The organism is Pseudomonas donghuensis (assembly GCF_000259195.1).
Classification (GTDB): domain Bacteria; phylum Pseudomonadota; class Gammaproteobacteria; order Pseudomonadales; family Pseudomonadaceae; genus Aquipseudomonas; species Aquipseudomonas donghuensis.
Genome location: NZ_JH650773.1, coordinates 114,910 through 131,879 on the forward strand (window position 1 = coordinate 114,910; position 16,970 = coordinate 131,879).

Genomic DNA, 16,970 nt, shown 5'->3' on the forward strand with positions numbered 1-16,970 from the left:
GCCGGGTTGTCCCACCTGGGGTTTGTGTTGCACTCATCGCGGGTCAAGCCCGCTCCCACAGGCCTGTAGGAGCGGGCTTGACCCGCGATAGGCCTCACCTTCAGATCAAGGTCTCGATCCGCAGCGTGTTAGTCGACCCTGGCTTGCCAAAAGGCACACCGGCAGTGATCAACAGGGTATCGCCACGGCTGGCCATGCCTTGGGCCTGGGCGATTTCCAGCGCGGTGGAGCAGATTTCGTCGACCTGGCGCAGGCGATCGTTGACCACCGAGTGCACACCCCAGGCAACGCTCAGGCGCCGGGCGGTGGACAGGTTGGGGGTCAGGTTGAGGATCGGTGCCCGTGGCCGCTCGCGGGCGGCGCGCAGGGTCGAAGCCCCCGACTCGCTGTAGTTGACCAGCACCGCCACCGGCAGGATGCCGCTGATGCGGCGGATCGCGCAGCTGATGGCGTCCGACACGGTGGCTTCGGCTTTCGGCCGGCCGACGTCGAGTTGCGCCTGGTAGTCCGGGCCATTCTCCACCTGGCGGATGATCTTGCTCATCATCTGTACCGCTTCCAGTGGGTAGTCACCCGAGGCGGTCTCGGCCGAGAGCATCACCGCATCGGCGCCTTCGGCCACGGCGTTGGCCACGTCGGTGACTTCGGCGCGGGTCGGGGCCGGGGAGAAGCGCATCGATTCGAGCATCTGCGTAGCCACCACCACCGGTTTACCTAGTTCGCGGCAGGTGTTGATGATGCTTTTCTGGATCTGCGGCACACTTTCGGCCGGCACTTCCACGCCCAGGTCGCCACGGGCGACCATGATCGCGTCGCTGAGCTCGGCGATGGCACGCAACTGGGTCACCGCCGAAGGTTTCTCGATCTTGGCCATCAGGTAGGCGCGGTCACCGATCAGCTGGCGCGCTTCGACGATGTCTTCCGGGCGCTGGACGAACGACAGCGCCACCCAGTCCACGCCCAGCTCCAGACCGAAGCTCAGGTCGCGGCGGTCCTTGGCGGTCAGCGGGCTCAGCTCCAGTACCGCTTGCGGCACGTTGACGCCCTTGCGGTCGGACAGCTCACCGCCGTTGAGCACTTCGGTCTCGATGGCGTCGCTGTGCTTGGCGGTCACCCGCAGGCGCAGCTTGCCGTCATCGAGCAGCAGGTCCATGCCCGGCTCCAGCGCGGCGATGATTTCCGGGTGCGGCAGGTTGACCCGCGAGGCAGTGCCCGGGGTGCTGTCCAGGTCCAGACGCAGGGCCTGGCCGCGTTGCAACTGGACCTTGCCCTCGGCAAAGCGGCCAACGCGCAGCTTGGGCCCTTGCAGGTCCATGAGGATGCCCAGCGGGTAGTTGAGCTGGCTCTCCACCTCGCGGATCCACTGGTAGCGCAGGGCGTGGTCTTCATGTTCGCCGTGGCTGAAGTTCAGGCGAAAGATGTTCACCCCGGCCTCGACCAGCTGGCGGATGTCATCGATGCCCTTGATCGCAGGGCCGAGGGTGGCAAGGATTTTGACTTTCTTATCAGGCGTCATGTCGGGCACTCTCGAGAATCAGGATGGCGCGAAAATCGTTGACGTTGGTCCGCGTCGGCTCGGTGACGATCAAGGCATCGAGCGCGGCGAAGTAGCCGTAGCCGTTGTTGTTGTCCAGTTCATCGCTGGCCGACAGGCCCAATGCCGCGGCGCGGGCGTAGCTGTCCGGGGTCATCAGGGCGCCGGCGTTGTCTTCGGAGCCGTCGATGCCGTCGGTGTCACCGGCCAGGGCATAGACCCCGGGCAGGCCCTTGAGGCTTTCGGTCAGGCTCAGCAGAAACTCGGCATTGCGCCCGCCACGGCCATTGCCGCGTACGGTCACGGTGGTTTCGCCACCGGAGAGGATCACGCAAGGCGGCGACAGCGGTTGGCCGTGCAGGACGATCTGCCGGGCGATGCCGGCATGGACCTTGGCCACTTCGCGCGATTCGCCTTCCAGGTCGCCAAGGATCAGCGGGCTGAAACCGGCCTGGCGGGCTTTGACCGCGGCGGCTTCGAGCGACTGCTGGGGGCGGGCGATGAGCTGGAAGTGGCTGCGGGCCAGGGCCGGGTCATCGGCCTTGACTGTCTCGGACGCCGGGTTGTTCAGCCAGGCGGTGACCGCTGAGGGCGCTTCGATGTTGTAGCGCTTGAGGATCGCCAGGGCCTCGGCCGAAGTGCTCGGGTCGGCCACGGTCGGGCCGGAGGCAATCACCGTGGCCAGGTCCCCGGGTACATCGGAAATCGCATAGGTGTAAACGGTGGCCGGCCAGCAGGCCTTGGCCAGGCGCCCGCCCTTGATCGCCGAGAGGTGCTTGCGCACGCAGTTCATCTCGCCGATGGTCGCGCCGGATTTGAGCAGGGCCTTGTTGATCTGTTGCTTGTCGGCCAGGGTCAGGCCTTCGGCGGGCAGTGCCAGTAGCGCCGAACCGCCACCGGAGAGGAGGAAGATCACCCGGTCGTCAGCCGTGAGGTTGCTGACCATTTCCAGCACCCGTTTGGCCACGGCCAGGCCGGCGGCATCCGGGACCGGGTGGGCGGCTTCGACCACTTCGATCTTCGAGCAGCTGGCGCCGTGGCCGTAGCGGGTGACCACCAGGCCGGACACCGGGCCCTTCCAGGCACGCTCGACGACTTCGGCCATGGCGGCGGCAGCCTTGCCGGCACCGATGACGATAACGCGACCGCTGCGGTCGCTGGGCAGGTGGGCTTCAAGGACCTGGCGGGGATGCGCGGCATCGATGGCCGTGGCGAACAGCTCGCGCAGAAAGTGTTGCGGATCGACCGACATGGCAGGCTCCAATCTTATTGTTTTTCAGAATCGACAGCGCCCCGGGATCCGCCTCCGTGCAGGCATATCCAGGGGCGCTGGTAGCGACAAGCTTCAAGCTACAAGCTGCAAGAGAAAGCAGATCGATGCGCGGCCTGCTTTTTCTTGCCGCTTGAAGCTTGGGGCTTGCAGCTTATTTTTCGTCCCGGATCGAGAAGTTAGCCATGTGTTCCAGGCCTTTGATCAGCGCCGAGTGGTCCCAGTTGGCGCCGCCGATCGCGGCGCAGGTGCTGAACACTTGCTGGGCGTTGGCGGTGTTGGGCAGGTTGATGTTCAGTTCCTTGGCGCCTTGCAGGGCCAGGTTCAGGTCCTTCTGGTGCAGGCTGATACGGAAGCCCGGATCGAAGGTGCCCTTGATCATGCGCTCGCCGTGTACTTCGAGGATTTTCGAGGAGGCGAAACCGCCCATCAGTGCTTCACGCACCTTGGCCGGGTCCGCACCGTTCTTGGCGGCGAACAGCAGGGCTTCGGCCACCGCCTGGATGTTCAGGGCAACGATGATCTGGTTGGCGACCTTGGCGGTCTGGCCGTCGCCGCTGCCGCCGACGCGGGTGATGTTCTTGCCCATGACCTGGAACAGCGGCAGGGCGCGTTCGAAGGCATTCGGGCAACCGCCGACCATGATGCTCAGGGTCGCGGCCTTGGCACCGACTTCACCGCCGGAAACCGGGGCGTCGAGGTAGGTCGCGCCGGTGGCCTTGATCTTCTCGGCGAAGGCTTTGGTGGCGGTCGGCGAGATCGAGCTCATGTCGATCACCACCTTGTTCGGGCCCACGCCCTGAGCCACGCCGTTGTCGCCGAACAGCACCGCTTCAACCTGCGGGGTATCGGGCACCATGACGATGATGAATTCAGCTTCCTGGGCCACTTCTTTCGGGTTGGCCAGGGCCACGGCGCCAGCGGCGACCAGGTCGGCAGGCGCGGCATCGTGGTGGGTGGAGATGAACAGGCTGTGCCCGGCTTTTTGCAGGTTCTGCGCCATTGGCCGGCCCATGATGCCGGTGCCGATAAATCCGATTTTAGCCATGAGAAATGCCTCTTGTAATTATTCAATCTCGGCTGGCGGGCCGGGCCCCTGTGGGAGCTGGCTTGCCAGCGATGGGAACAATGCGGTGTAGCTGTGAGGGCCTCATCGCTGGCAAGCCAGCTCCCACAGGGATTGTCGAGGCCCGTCAGTGCGTCAGATCGCGTTATGGGTCTTCAGCCAGCCAAGGCCCGCTTCGGTGGTGGTCAGCGGCTTGTATTCACAGCCCACCCAGCCCTGGTAGCCGATGCGGTCCAGGTGTTCGAAGAGGAAGCGATAGTTGATCTCGCCGGTGCCTGGCTCGTGGCGGCCCGGGTTGTCGGCCAGCTGGATGTGGTTGATCTTGGCCAGGTTGCTTTCCACGGTACGGGCAAGATCCCCTTCCATGATCTGCATGTGATAGATGTCGTATTGCAGGTACAGGTTGCTGCTGGCAACTTGCGCCTGGATCTCCAGCGCCTGTTGGGTGGTGTTCAGGTAGAAGCCGGGGATGTCGCGGGTGTTGATCATTTCCATGACCAGCTTGATCCCGGCGGCCTGCAGCTTGTCGGCGGCAAACTTGAGGTTGTCGACGAAGGTCGTGCGCACCGTGGCGCAGTCCGGGCCTTGCGGGCGGATGCCGGCCAGGCAGTTGACCTGGGTGTTGCCCAGTACCTGGGCATAGGCGATGGCAAGATCGACACCGGCGCGGAATTCTGCAACGCGGGCCGGGTCGCAGGCGATGCCGCGATCACCCTTGGCCCAGTCGCCGGCCGGCAGGTTGAACAGCACCTGGGTCAGGCCGTGGGCATCGAGCTGCTGCTTGATTTCAGCCGAGCTGAAGTCGTACGGGAACAGGTACTCGACACCGCTGAAGCCGGCGTCGGCAGCGGCCTTGAAACGGGCGAGGAAGTCCTGCTCGGTGAACAGCATGGACAGGTTGGCGGCGAAACGTGGCATGGTTGTCTCCTTGCAAAAAGGGGCCCTGTGCACCCGGCATCAGGGCCTTCGCAGCGATCAGTCGAGCAGGGAAATCGCGGTTGGCGCGTCGTTGCCGACCAGCGCCAGGTCTTCGAACTCGTTGACCGCGTTGATTTCGGTGCCCATGGAAATGTTGGTCACGCGCTCGAGGATAACCTCGACCACCACCGGTACCCGGAACTCTTCGGCCAGTTTCTGCGCCTTGAGCAGGGCCGGGGCGATCTCGCCAGGCTCGGTCACGCGCAGGGCCTTGCAGCCCAGGCCTTCGACCACGGCGACGTGATCGACACCATAACCATTGAGTTCCGGTGCGTTGACGTTCTCGAACGCCAGTTGCACGCAGTAGTCCATCTCGAAGCCGCGCTGGGCCTGGCGGATCAGGCCCAGGTAGGAGTTGTTCACCAGCACGTGGACGTAGGGCAGGTTGAACTGCGCGCCCACCGCCAGCTCTTCGATCATGAACTGGAAGTCATAGTCGCCGGACAGCGCCACGACCTTGCGAGTCGGGTCAGCCTTGACCACGCCCAGCGCAGCAGGGATGGTCCAGCCCAGCGGGCCGGCCTGGCCGCAGTTGATCCAGTGACGCGGCTTGTAGACGTGGAGGAACTGCGCGCCGGCGATCTGCGACAGGCCGATGGTGCTGACGTAGCAGGTGTCCTTGCCGAATACCTGGTTCATTTCCTGGTAAACGCGCTGTGGCTTGACCGGCACGTTGTCGAAATGGGTCTTGCGTTGCAGGCTCGATTTGCGCTGTTGGCAATCTTCCAGCCAGGCGCTGCGGTCCTTGAGCTTGCCGGCGGCTTTCCACTCGCGGGCCACTTCGAGGAATACATCCAGGGCGGCGCCGGCGTCGGAAACGATACCCAGGTCCGGGGTGAAGACGCGGCCGATCTGGGTCGGTTCGATATCGACGTGGATGAAGCGACGGCCTTCGGTGTAGACGTCAACGGAGCCGGTGTGACGGTTGGCCCAACGGTTGCCGATACCCAGTACCACGTCGGACTTGAGCATGGTGGCGTTGCCGTAGCGGTGCGACGTCTGCAGGCCGACCATGCCCACCATCAGCGGGTGATCGTCGGGGATGATGCCCCAGCCCATCAGGGTCGGGATTACTGGAATACCGGTCAGCTCGGCGAATTCCACCAGCTTGTCGCAGGCATCGGCATTGATGATGCCGCCACCGGCAACCAGCAATGGGCGTTCGGCGCTGTCGAGCATGGCCAGGGCTTTCTCGACCTGGACGCGGTTGGCCGCAGGCTTTTGTACGGGCAGCGGCTGGTAGGCGTCGATGTCGAATTCGATTTCCGCCATCTGCACGTCGAACGGCAGGTCGATCAGCACCGGGCCTGGGCGGCCGGAGCGCATTTCATAGAACGCCTTCTGGAACGCATACGGCACCTGGCCGGGCTCCAGAACGGTGGTCGCCCACTTGGTCACCGGCTTGACGATGCTGGTGATGTCGACGGCCTGGAAATCTTCCTTGTGCATACGCGCACGTGGCGCTTGCCCTGTGATGCACAGGATCGGGATGGAGTCGGCCGAGGCACTGTACAGGCCGGTGACCATGTCGGTGCCGGCAGGGCCGGAAGTGCCGATGCACACGCCGATGTTGCCGGCCTTGGTGCGGGTGTAGCCCTCGGCCATGTGCGAGGCGCCTTCAACGTGACGAGCGAGGACGTGATCGATACCGCCGACTTTCTTCAGGGCCGAGTACAGGGGGTTGATGGCTGCACCCGGGATGCCAAACGCGGTTTCCACACCTTCGCGGCGCATCACCAGAACGGCTGCATCGATTGCTCTCATTTTGCTCATGGTTTTGTGCCTCTTTGATTTTGTAATTGTATACAAATGGCTTTTCACCAGAGTGTATTCACGCCAAGCGACTCTGGTCAATCCATTTTCATCGGCGATCGGTGCTTTCGTCGGGAAGCCTTTAAAAATGGCATTTCGTCAGAATTGGTTCATCGCACCGAAAATATTGTATACAAATAAGTTCACCATTGTGTTCTATTTGTTCTATTGATTTTTACACCTGCCCTCAGGGCTTCTAACAACAAGAGGACCTTTTCATGAACGCTTTGACCTTGAAAGTCGCTGTCAGCCTGGTGAACGCTGCGCTGGTGGCCGGGCGCAAGATCTCCTCCGCGCCGTTGACCGTGGCGGTGCTGGATAACGGTGGGCATCTGCTGGCCCTGCAGCGTGAAGACGGCGCCAGCCTGTTGCGCCCGCAAGTGGCGATGGGCAAGGCCTGGGGCGCGATTGCCCTGGGCAAGGGGTCGCGCCTGCTGGCGCTGGACGCGCAACAGCGCCCGGCATTCTTTGCCGCGCTCAATGGCCTGGGCCAGAGCCCGGTGGTGCCGGCGCCGGGTGGGGTGCTGATTCGGAATCAGCAGGGCGTGGTGCTGGGGGCGATCGGTATCAGTGGCGATACCTCGGATATCGACGAGCAGTGCGCGATCAGTGCGATCGAGGAGGCGGGGTTGACGGCGGATGCCGGTGTAGCGGCTTAAAATTTATCGCGGGTCAAGCCCGCTCCCACCTGTAGGAGCGGGCTTGACCCGCGATGCAGGCGCCGTGGACTAAGCGTCCGGCTCACACCCCTTGAGCACCAGGCGAATGATGGTCTGCGCCGCCGCCTCATAATCGCTGTCATCGAGCTTGGCCTTGCCGGTGACCACCGAGATCTGCCAGTCGAAGTCAGCGTAGGTCTGGGTCGCCGCCCAGATGCTGAACATCAGGTGATGCGGGTCGAGCGGGGCGATCTGGCCGCGGTCGATCCAGGCCTGGATGCACTCGATGTTGTGCCGGGCCTGGTCGTTGAGCTGCTCGACCTGGCTCGGGCTCAGGTGCGGGGCGCCGTGCATGATTTCGCTGGCGAACACCTTGGACGCAAACGGCAGGTCGCGGGAGATGCGTACCTTGGAGCGGATGTAGGCGCTCAATACCTCTTTGGGGTCGCCGTCGGCATTGAACGGCGTCGACGCCTGCATGATCGGTTCGATGATGCTTTCCAGGACCTCGCGGTAGAGGTTTTCCTTGGACTTGAAGTAGTAATAGACGTTGGGCTTGGGCAGGCCGGCCTTGGCCGCGATGTCGCTGGTCTTGGTGGCGGCGAAGCCCTTGTCGGCAAACTCTTCACTGGCCGCGCGCAGGATCAGTTCTTTGTTGCGCTCGCGAATGCTGCTCATGGTTGACGCTGTTCCTCGTGTCTGGCCGCTGGCGGCACCGGGCCTGGGAGGGCGGTTGCGCATGGTAGCACCGCGTTCGCAAGCGGCTCAAGGTGGCGACTTTGAGCTAGACTGTGGCCCTCTCAACCCGCTGGAATCAGGCAAACATGGCAGGAAGCAGTCTTCTGGTATTGATCGACGATATCGCCACGGTACTCGACGATGTCTCGGTAATGACCAAGGTCGCGGCAAAAAAGACCGCGGGGGTGTTGGGCGACGACCTGGCGCTCAACGCCCAGCAGGTTACCGGCGTGCGCGCCGAGCGGGAAATCCCGGTGGTCTGGGCGGTGGCCAAGGGCTCGTTCCTCAACAAGCTGATCCTGGTGCCGGCGGCGCTGCTGATCAGCGCCTTCATTCCCTGGGCGGTGACACCGCTGCTGATGGTCGGCGGTGCATTCCTGTGCTTTGAAGGCTTCGAGAAGCTCGCGCACAAGTTCCTCCACAGCAAGGAAGAAGACCAGGCCGAGCATGTGGCGCTGACGGAAGCGGTGGCCGATCCTGCGGTCGATCTGGTGGCTTTCGAGCAAGACAAGATCAAGGGCGCGGTGCGCACCGACTTCATCCTGTCGGCCGAGATCATCGCCATCACCCTGGGCACGGTTGCCGATGCGCCGCTGACTCAACAAATCATCGTGCTCTCGGGCATCGCCATTGTCATGACCATCGGTGTCTATGGCCTGGTGGCCGGCATCGTCAAGCTCGATGACCTGGGCCTGTGGCTGACTCAGAAGGCCTCGAGCGCGGCCAAGGCGATCGGCAACGGCATCCTGCGGGCGGCACCGTACATGATGAAAAGCCTGTCGGTGATTGGCACTGCGGCGATGTTTCTGGTCGGCGGCGGGATTCTGGTCCACGGCGTGGCGCCACTGCACCATGCCATTGAAGCCTTCAGCGAAGGGCGCGGCGGGGTGCTGACCAGTACGCTGCTCAATGCCGGGGGGGGGATTGTCGCCGGTGCTGCAGTGTTGGCAGTGGTTGCGCTGATCGGCAAGCTCTGGCGTGCTGTCAGAAGCTGATGGCCTTATCGCTGGCAACGCCAGCTCCCACAGGGTCAGGTGTTGAACCGCTCCTGTGGGAGCCGGCCTTGCCGGCGATCAAAGCCCGAAGGGCTTTGCCTCTTTGATCAGAAGTGCGCTTTGACCAGGAAGCTGGCAGTGTTCTGATCGGTATCGAAGGCGTCGCTGTCCTTGATGCCGTACTTGTTCTTCCAGTAGTCGTATTCGAAACCGACATACAGCTGCTTCTCGCCCCAGTTCAGCGCCTTGCCCAGGTCGTACTTGACCTGCGGGTTGAAGTGCAGGTTGGCGTGGTAGGTGCCACGGCGGCTGGTGGCGTCGTTGTCCACGACCCAGTCCATGAAGCCATCGATGAGGATGTCGGACTTGCCCACGGGAATGGTGTAGGACCAGACCGGGGTGATCTGCCAGACGTTGTCACCGGCACGGCTGCCTTCGGTGTTGCGCTGGTAAAAGTTCAGCTGGAAGTAGTCGAAGCCTGGGATGTCCAGGTCGAAACCCGGGCCGATCAGGTAGGACTCGGTGTCGCCTTCGCCAAACTCGTAGGTCATCGCCAGCAGCACGTCCTTGACCGGGCCGAAGGCCAGCTTCTGGTCGAAGATCTTGCCGAACGACAGGCGTGGGCTGATCTCGCCGTAGTAGGTGTTGGGGCCGTTGTTGAAGTCCTTGCCACCGTTGTAGAAGATCTTGTCGACGAAGATGAAGTTGTCGCCGTACTTCCAGGCATCGGCGTGCTCGAAGGTCACGGTCTGCTGGATCGACGGGTTGACGGCAAAGTTCTTGCCCCACAGGTAAGTCAGGCTGTTGTTCTGCCATTGCAGCAGATCACCGGCAGTGGCGGCGGTGCTGGCCGCCAGCAGGCCGCTGGCAAGGATCAGGCTGTTGGTAATACGCATCGCGTAGTTGCTCCCTTGATGGATTCTTCGTGGTGCTCTGGTGTGGCACCTTTTGGGTAAATACTTGTCTTTCGGGTCAGTTTTTTTCGATTGGCCACAGACGTTTGGCAAGAGCTGGACCAACCTTCCGGGTCAGTCACAAGCAATCCTGCTCGACGTCTTTCTGAACAGTTGAAAAGGGTATTTCAGGTTGGCGTGACGCTTGCCAACCGCCCGAATTCATTGACTGAGCGGTCAGCAAACGCAGGCAGGATCCGTCCTGCCCTGATCGAGGGGGCGCGCAGATTACTGGCTTGCGCGCCGGTCCTCAAGTGCTCCGTCCTGGAGCGGGTGGGGCAAAAACTGTGCGTTTGGTCAGCTTTTAGAAGTGAACCTTAACCAGGGCGCTGGTAACACTCTGATTGGTGTCCAGCCGGCCACTGTTCTCGATGCCGTATTTGTCTTTCCAGTAGCTGTACTCGATACCCACGTACAACTGCTTGGCCCCAAGGTTCAGGGCCTTGCCCAGGTCGTATTTGACCTGCGGGTTGAACTGCAGGTTGGCGTGATAGGTGCCGCGCCTGCTTTGGTCGTTGTCCACCACCCAGTCCATGTAGCCGTCGATCAGGACGTCGGATTTGCCCACAGGGATGGTGTAGGAAAAGGTCGGGGTAATCTGCCAGACGCGATCACCCGGGCGGCTGCCTTCGGTGTTGCGCTGCATGATGTTGAGGGTGAAGTAGTTGAAGCCGGGGATCGCCAGGTCAAAGCCGGGGCCGATCAGGTAGGCCTCGTTGTCGCCTTCGCCAGACTCGTAGGTCATGGCCAGCAACACGTCCTTGATCGGACCGAACTCGAATTTTCGATCGAAGATCTTGCCGAACGACAGGCGCGGGCTGAACTCACCGTAGTAGGTGTTGTTGCCTTTGCTGCGGTCGGTGCCGCCGTTGTAGAAGATCTTGTCGATGAACAGGAAGGTGTCGCCGTACTTCCACTTGTTGGCATGTTCGAAGGTCACCGTCTGCTGGATCGCGGGGTTGACCTGGAAGTCCTTGCCGTAGAGGTAGGTGAGGCTGTTGGTGTGCCAGAGCAGCAAGTCCCCTGCGGCAGCTGGCAAGGTGGCCAGCAGACTGCTACCCAACAGGAGGGAAGTGGTGATGCCTTTCATGTTGTGATTCCCGGCTTTGTTATTGTTGGTTTTCGGTTTTTTTTGGCGCGAAGCGCCCCGGCCGACCCGCTCCCACGGGTCGACGGCCTTGCGTATTGCTTGGGTGATGCCGGGCGGCAAGCGCCGCCCAAAGGCTCAGTGCTGGTGGACGGTATCGTTGTGGGCGGCGCGTTCGGCGCCACCGAGGATGTTGAACAGCAGGTTGAGGACCAAGGCGCTGACCGTGGCCATGGCAATGCCGCTGTGGGTGATCGGTTCCATCCACTGCGGCATCTGCGCGAAGAACTCCGGACGCACTACCGGGATCAGGCCCATGCCGACGCTGACGGCCACCAGCAACTGGTTGCGGCGGTCGGCGATGTCGGCTTCCTGAAGGATCTTGATGCCGGTGGCGGCGACCATGCCGAACATCGCGATCGACGCACCGCCCAGCACCGCAGGCGGAATCGAGGCAATCAGGAACGCCGCTTTGGGCAGCAGGCTGAGCAGGATCAGAAAGCCGCCGGCGACCACGGTGACGTAGCGGCAGCGCACGCCGGTCATCTGCACCAGGCCGATGTTCTGGGCGAAGGATGAGTGGGTGAAGGTGTTGAAAAAGCCGGCCACGAACGATGCGCCGGCATCGCACATCAGGCCGCGGCGCAGCATGCCGGGGGTGACTTCGCGGTCGGTGACCTTGCCCAGGGCGAGGAACATGCCGGTGGACTCGACGAAGATGATCACCACCACCAGGCACATCGACAGGATCGGCGCCAGGCTGAAGGTCGGCATGCCGAAATGCAGCGGGGTCACCACCTGCACCCATGGCGCTTCACTCAGGCCCGAGAGGTCGACCATGCCGATGGAACCGGCAAGGATGTAGCCCAGGCCCATGCCGATCAGTACCGAGACATTGACCCAGAAACCACGCATGAAGCGGTTGATCAGCAGGATGGTGGCCAGCACCAGGCCGGCGACGATCAGGTAGACGGGGGAGCCGAAGGGCGCGGCATCGGCACCGCCGCCGGCCCAGTTGACCGCAACCGGGAACAGCGACAGGCCGATCGAGGTGATGACCGTGCCGGTCACCAGCGGCGGGAAGAAACGCACGACCTTGGACATGAACGGCGCAATGACCATGCCGAAGAAGCCGGCGGCGATGGTCGCACCGAAAATCCCCTGCAGGCCGACGCCAGGCATGCCGGCCATGGCCACCATACTGCCGACCGCGGCAAAGCTTGCACCCATCATCACCGGCATGCGGATGCCGACTGCGCCAATGCCGAACGACTGGACGATGGTGGCGACACCAGCGACCAGCAGGTCGGCATTGATCAGGAAAGCGACTTCTTCACGAGAAAGTCCGGCGGCTTGACCGATGATCAGCGGCACGGCAATCGCGCCTCCGTACATCAGCAACACATGCTGCAGACCCACCAGGAACAGTTGGAACAGGGGCAGTGGCTGTCGTGGGGGCGCAACAGGGATGTACGCCTTGCGTGACTCGGACATGCAACACCTCGGTTTTGTTTTTATTCTTGGAGCTGCAAGCTTCAAGCGCCAAGCTTCAAGGAGAAGCAGGAGGTTGCGCTTGGCTTGCAGCTTTTTGCTTGTCGCTTACAGCTGGCAGCGTGTGGCTGCCTCAGTGGGTCGGTGCTCCCTTGGCGACCCAGGCGCCAATCAGGTCACGTTCCTGCTGGGTCATCTGGGTGATGTTGCCCAGCGGCATGATCTGCGTCGCCACGGCTTGCGCCTGGATGCGCGCGGCCTGTTGCTGGATCTGCTGCGGGGTATCGAGCATCACCCCGGCAGGCGCGGCGCTGAACAGCGGGCTGGTCGGCTTGGCCGAGTGGCACACGGTGCAACGTTCCTGGATGACGCTGTGGATCTTGTCGAAACCGGCATCGTCGAGCTTGGCGGTGGCACCGGCGGGCGCTTGCGCAGGTGCCGCAGGCTGGGCTGGGGCGGCGGCCTGTTCAGCCGCTTTCTCGGCAGCGGTCTTGCCACCCAGGGCGGTTTCCGGCAACGGCTGGTACTCGACCTTGGCGGCGGCCTGCTCAGGGGCGCTTGGCATCGGCGCTGGGCCGGTGACGTACGCCAGACAGATCATCGCCAGGGCGCCGACCGGCAGGGTCCAGGCGTATTTGTTGCTGTCATGACGGGTGTTGAAGTAGTGACGCACCAACACCGCAGCCACCGCGATACCGGCCAGGATCAACCAGTTGTACTGGCTGCCATAGGTGCTCGGGAAGTGGTTGCTGATCATGATGAACAGCACCGGCAGGGTGAAGTAGTTGTTGTGCCGCGAGCGCAGCAGGCCCTTGGCCGGCAGCAGCGGGTCCGGCGTCTGGTTGGCTTCGATGGCGGCGACCAGCTGACGTTGGGCCGGCATGATGATGCGGAACACGTTGCCGACCATGATGGTGCCGATGATCGCGCCAGTGTGCAGGTACGCGCCACGGCCGCTGAACACCTGGCTGAAACCGTAGCAGGCGGCGATGACCAGCACGAACAGCACCAGGCCGAGCAGGCCAGGGCGCTTGCCCAGCGGCGAGTCGCAGAGGAAGTCATAGATGAACCAGCCGGCGATCAGCGAACCGACACCGATGGCAATGCCTTCACCGCCGCTCAGGGTGCTGCCAGGGGCCAGCAGGTAGAGGGTCGGGTTCCAGTAGAACACCAGGCACAGCAGGGCGATACCTGACATCCAGGTGAAGTAGGCTTCCCATTTGAACCAGTGCAGGTTCTCCGGCATTTTTGGCGGAGCCAGCTTGTACTTCTCCAGGTGGTAGATCCCGCCACCGTGAATGGCCCAGAGATCGCCGGACAGACCGTCGCGCGGGTTGGCCCGGTTGAGGTTGTTTTCCAGCCAGACAAAGTAGAACGACGCGCCAATCCATGCCACGCCAGTGATCATGTGAACCCAACGCATGCTCAGGTTCAGCCATTCCAACAGATGTGCTTCCACAGTCTTTACCTCTACCCTGGCACCCTGTAGCCGGGTGCTCAGGTCTTCTCTTATTGGTGGGGGGCGAGGATCAATTGCTCATCCTCATTGAAAAAATGCTCATCGCAGTTGTTGCCAGTGCCACTGCGATCAACCACCAGGAAGTCATCCCGCTTTTCGATCGTCAGCACCGGGTGGTGCCAGACGCCGCGATGGTAATTGATGCCCTGCCTTCCATTACTGATGAAGGCACGGACCAGGCCCGATACAGGTACATCGCCAAGTGGCGCGACCACGATCAGAAAGGGGTTGCCGAGCAGCGGAATGAAAGCCTGGCTGCCCTGCGGATGGCGCTCCAGCATGCGTACGGTCAGGGGCATGTCCAGCGCGTCGGCGCGGAAAATGCTGATGATCGCCTTGTCGTCGGGTTGTGCGGTTTCGACCGTGGCCAGACGATGGAAGCGCATGGTCGAGCCGTTGTTGATCATGAAGTGGTCGCTGCCGTCGGTTTCGATCACGTCACCGAAAGGGGCGAAGGCTTCTTTGCTCAGGGGCTCAATCACTAAAGTGCGCATGCGGATTCTCTTTATTCTGTGTTGTGGAGGGTGTCGTTGTTGCGCCGGTCAGGCCCTGGGTACGCTCGCGTAGCGCACTCGGGCCAGCCCGGCGGTCGACGCCCTTAAAGCTGCAGCAGGCGGAACAGGGCGATCAGGTTGATCTGCGCCAGCGCTTCCTTGAACTCGGCCTCGACCGAGTTGTGGATGCGCTTCTCAAAGGCGGCGAGGATCTGGTGCCGGTTGCTGCCTTTGACCGCCATGATGAACGGGAACTTGAATTTCTCTTTGTAGGCATCGTTGAGCTCGGTGAAGCGCTCGAACTCTTGCGCGGTGCACTGGTGGATACCGGCGCCGGCCTGTTCATGGGTGCTCGATTCGGTCAGTTCACCCTGGATCGCGGCCTTGCCGGCGAGGTCCGGGTGCGCGTTGATCAGCGCCAGCTGAGCGGCGTGGTCGGCGCTCAGGAGGATGTCGCTCATGCGCTGGTGGAGGGCTTCGATCTGCTCGATTTCCTGCAACTGGCCCAGGTCGTAGGCCTTCTCGGCAACCCATGGCGAGTGTTCGTAGATGTCGGCGAAGGCTTCGACGAACGCTGTGCGATCCAGGCTCGAAGGCTTCAGGGTCTTGAATGCGGTCATTGTGCTTTCTCGGCTTGGAAAGGGTGGGTGGCATGCCAGTGACGGGCGATGTCCACGCGCCGGGCGAACCAGACCTGGTCATGGCTCTTGGCGTACTCGACGAAGCGCTTGAGCGCGGCCAGGCGCGCCGGGCGGCCGATCAAGCGGCAGTGCAGGCCGATCGAGAGCATCTTCGGGGCCTCGGCGCCTTCTTCGTAGAGCACATCGAAAGCGTCCTTGAGGTACTGGAAGAACTGCTCGCCGCAGTTGAAACCCTGCACCTGGGTAAAGCGCATGTCGTTGGTGTCCAGGGTGTAGGGGATCACCAGGTGCGGCTTGCCGGTCGGGTTGTTCTGTTCCCAGTAGGGCAGGTCGTCGTCGTAGGTGTCGCTGTCGTAGAGGAAGCCGCCTTCCTCCATCACCAGGCGGCGGGTATTCGGCCCGGTGCGGCCGGTGTACCAGCCCAGCGGACGCTCGCCGGTGAGTTCGGTGAGGATGCGGATGGCTTCGAGCATGTGCTCGCGCTCCTGGGCCTCGTCCATGTATTGGTAATCGATCCAGCGGTAGCCGTGGCTGCAGATCTCGTGACCGGCTTCGACCATGGCGCGGATCACGTCCGGATGACGCTGGGCGGCCATGGCCACGGCGAAGATGGTCAGTGGCACACCAGTGTCCTTGAACAGCTTGAGCAGGCGCCAGACGCCAGCGCGGCTGCCATACTCGTAGAGCGATTCCATGCTCATGTTGCGCGCGCCCTGCAGTGGCTGGGCAGCGACCATTTCCGAGAGGAAGGCTTCGGACTCTTTATCCCCGTGCAGGATGTTGCGTTCGCCACCTTCCTCGTAATTGAGCACGAAAGACAAAGCAATGCGGGCATTCCCCGGCCAGCGCGGATGGGGTGGGGTGTTGCCGTAACCGATCAGGTCGCGAGGGTAATCAGCGCTCACTGCAGTCTTCCTTCTTGTACGTGAATGCGGAGGGCGTGGGCACCCGGGTAGGGTATCGGCCACGACGATAGAATGATTGTATACAACTTTGTTTGCGATTTGTAAGCCTGTTTTTTCGCTTTTCTTTGCCTTTTTACCCACTCCAGCCTCTATAAGGAGCCCTGCAAGAAACCTGCCTGATCGGTCAGCTAATGACGGGCACGTCGGCCAGTGGCGTGGTTTTGCGACTGATGGCGTATTTACAGGGGAGGGGCGGGGTGTCAGGAAAGAATACTGAATTATTGTGTACAATATTTAAGAAAAATGTCTTAATAATCCGACAGCCGCACGTTGTCGGGCGTTCTGAGCCTGGCGTGCGGGTATTTTTTGCCCACACATAGAACAGAGGCGAGCAAGCAATGGGACGTTTGACCACGCATGTACTGGATGCCGCGCATGGCTGCCCTGGCAGTTCGATCAAGGTCGAGCTGTACCGGGTCGAAGGCCAGCAGCTGGAACTGGTGAACACCACCCTGACCAACAGCGATGGCCGTTGCGACGCGCCGCTGCTGCAAGGCGATGATTATCGCAGCGGCGTCTACCAGTTGCAGTTCAGCGCCGGCGACTACTACCGTGCCCGCGGCGTGCAATTGCCCGAGCCTGCTTTCCTTGATGTGGTGGTGCTGCGTTTCGGCATCAGTGCCGAGCAGGATCACTACCACGTACCGTTGTTGATCTCGCCGTACAGTTACTCGACCTACCGTGGAAGCTAGTTGGTCGCTAGAAGAATCTTCGTAGGTCCTTGCCCGCTCACACTGCGGGCTTTTTTTATGGTTCTTCATGGAATCC

Annotated in this window: 16 protein-coding genes; 3 read left to right on the forward strand and 13 right to left on the reverse strand. The window is 62.1% G+C overall.

All coding sequences use genetic code 11. The features are described 5' to 3' along the window. Nucleotides 1-100 precede the first annotated feature (100 nt). From pyk to gcl, 5 genes are all read right to left on the reverse strand, one after another. Nucleotides 101-1,516, reverse strand: a complete 1,416-nt coding sequence (gene pyk / locus UW3_RS0120295; protein ID WP_010225100.1) for a pyruvate kinase — start codon at nucleotides 1,514-1,516, stop codon at nucleotides 101-103. Continuing rightward, nucleotides 1,506-2,786, reverse strand: coding sequence for a glycerate kinase type-2 family protein (locus UW3_RS0120300; protein ID WP_010225101.1), 1,281 nt, complete (start codon nucleotides 2,784-2,786; stop codon nucleotides 1,506-1,508). Before UW3_RS0120300 ends, pyk begins: the two co-directional genes overlap by 11 nt. A 172-nt stretch (nucleotides 2,787-2,958) precedes the next feature. Then, the gene (locus UW3_RS0120305) at nucleotides 2,959-3,852 is read right to left on the reverse strand and encodes a 2-hydroxy-3-oxopropionate reductase (protein ID WP_010225102.1); all 894 of its coding nucleotides are present in this window, start codon (nucleotides 3,850-3,852) and stop codon (nucleotides 2,959-2,961) included. A 153-nt stretch (nucleotides 3,853-4,005) separates the two neighbouring features. Continuing rightward, nucleotides 4,006-4,788, reverse strand: coding sequence for a hydroxypyruvate isomerase (gene hyi, locus UW3_RS0120310; RefSeq protein WP_010225103.1), 783 nt, complete (start codon nucleotides 4,786-4,788; stop codon nucleotides 4,006-4,008). Between the two features lie 57 nt (nucleotides 4,789-4,845). Next, complete coding sequence (gcl, locus tag UW3_RS0120315) at nucleotides 4,846-6,621, reverse strand: glyoxylate carboligase (RefSeq protein WP_010225104.1); 1,776 nt, start codon at nucleotides 6,619-6,621, stop codon at nucleotides 4,846-4,848. 257 nt (nucleotides 6,622-6,878) lie between these two features. Here gcl and UW3_RS0120320 point away from each other — a divergent pair, with 257 nt between their 5' ends. Continuing rightward, on the forward strand, nucleotides 6,879-7,319 hold the full coding sequence (locus tag UW3_RS0120320; protein WP_010225106.1) for a GlcG/HbpS family heme-binding protein: 441 nt from the start codon (nucleotides 6,879-6,881) through the stop codon (nucleotides 7,317-7,319). A 69-nt stretch (nucleotides 7,320-7,388) separates the two neighbouring features. Here UW3_RS0120320 and UW3_RS0120325 read toward each other — a convergent pair whose 3' ends face one another. Beyond that, nucleotides 7,389-7,997: a TetR/AcrR family transcriptional regulator gene (locus tag UW3_RS0120325; protein ID WP_010225109.1), complete on the reverse strand. Its 609-nt coding sequence runs from the start codon at nucleotides 7,995-7,997 to the stop codon at nucleotides 7,389-7,391. 146 nt (nucleotides 7,998-8,143) lie between these two features. Here UW3_RS0120325 and UW3_RS0120330 point away from each other — a divergent pair, with 146 nt between their 5' ends. After that, on the forward strand, nucleotides 8,144-9,052 hold the full coding sequence (locus tag UW3_RS0120330) for a DUF808 domain-containing protein (protein ID WP_010225110.1): 909 nt from the start codon (nucleotides 8,144-8,146) through the stop codon (nucleotides 9,050-9,052). Between the two features lie 107 nt (nucleotides 9,053-9,159). Here UW3_RS0120330 and UW3_RS0120335 read toward each other — a convergent pair whose 3' ends face one another. The 7 genes from UW3_RS0120335 to puuE form a co-directional block, all read right to left on the reverse strand. Continuing rightward, nucleotides 9,160-9,948 (reverse strand): outer membrane protein OmpK, encoded by a 789-nt coding sequence (locus tag UW3_RS0120335; protein ID WP_010225111.1) that lies wholly within the window; start codon nucleotides 9,946-9,948, stop codon nucleotides 9,160-9,162. Nucleotides 9,949-10,309: 361 nt separating this feature from the next. Beyond that, on the reverse strand, nucleotides 10,310-11,095 hold the full coding sequence (locus tag UW3_RS0120340) for an outer membrane protein OmpK (protein WP_010225112.1): 786 nt from the start codon (nucleotides 11,093-11,095) through the stop codon (nucleotides 10,310-10,312). Nucleotides 11,096-11,230: 135 nt separating this feature from the next. Further along, nucleotides 11,231-12,586, reverse strand: coding sequence for a nucleobase:cation symporter-2 family protein (locus UW3_RS0120345; RefSeq protein ID WP_010225113.1), 1,356 nt, complete (start codon nucleotides 12,584-12,586; stop codon nucleotides 11,231-11,233). 130 nt (nucleotides 12,587-12,716) lie between these two features. Continuing rightward, a complete protein-coding gene (locus UW3_RS0120350) occupies nucleotides 12,717-14,042 on the reverse strand; it encodes a urate hydroxylase PuuD (RefSeq protein ID WP_010225125.1) in 1,326 nt (441 codons plus the stop codon). A 50-nt stretch (nucleotides 14,043-14,092) separates the two neighbouring features. Beyond that, nucleotides 14,093-14,596 carry an ureidoglycolate lyase gene (locus UW3_RS0120355; RefSeq protein WP_010225127.1) on the reverse strand — a complete coding sequence of 168 codons (504 nt, stop codon included), beginning with the start codon at nucleotides 14,594-14,596 and terminating at the stop codon, nucleotides 14,093-14,095. 104 nt (nucleotides 14,597-14,700) lie between these two features. Further along, nucleotides 14,701-15,216, reverse strand: a complete 516-nt coding sequence (gene uraD / locus UW3_RS0120360; RefSeq protein ID WP_010225129.1) for a 2-oxo-4-hydroxy-4-carboxy-5-ureidoimidazoline decarboxylase — start codon at nucleotides 15,214-15,216, stop codon at nucleotides 14,701-14,703. Further along, the gene (puuE, locus tag UW3_RS0120365) at nucleotides 15,213-16,142 is read right to left on the reverse strand and encodes an allantoinase PuuE (protein ID WP_010225130.1); all 930 of its coding nucleotides are present in this window, start codon (nucleotides 16,140-16,142) and stop codon (nucleotides 15,213-15,215) included. Before puuE ends, uraD begins: the two co-directional genes overlap by 4 nt. A gap of 398 nt (nucleotides 16,143-16,540) precedes the next feature. On the opposite strand from puuE, the gene uraH reads away from it, so the two are divergent. Further along, on the forward strand, nucleotides 16,541-16,894 hold the full coding sequence (uraH, locus tag UW3_RS0120370) for a hydroxyisourate hydrolase (RefSeq protein ID WP_010225132.1): 354 nt from the start codon (nucleotides 16,541-16,543) through the stop codon (nucleotides 16,892-16,894). Nucleotides 16,895-16,970 lie beyond the last annotated feature (76 nt).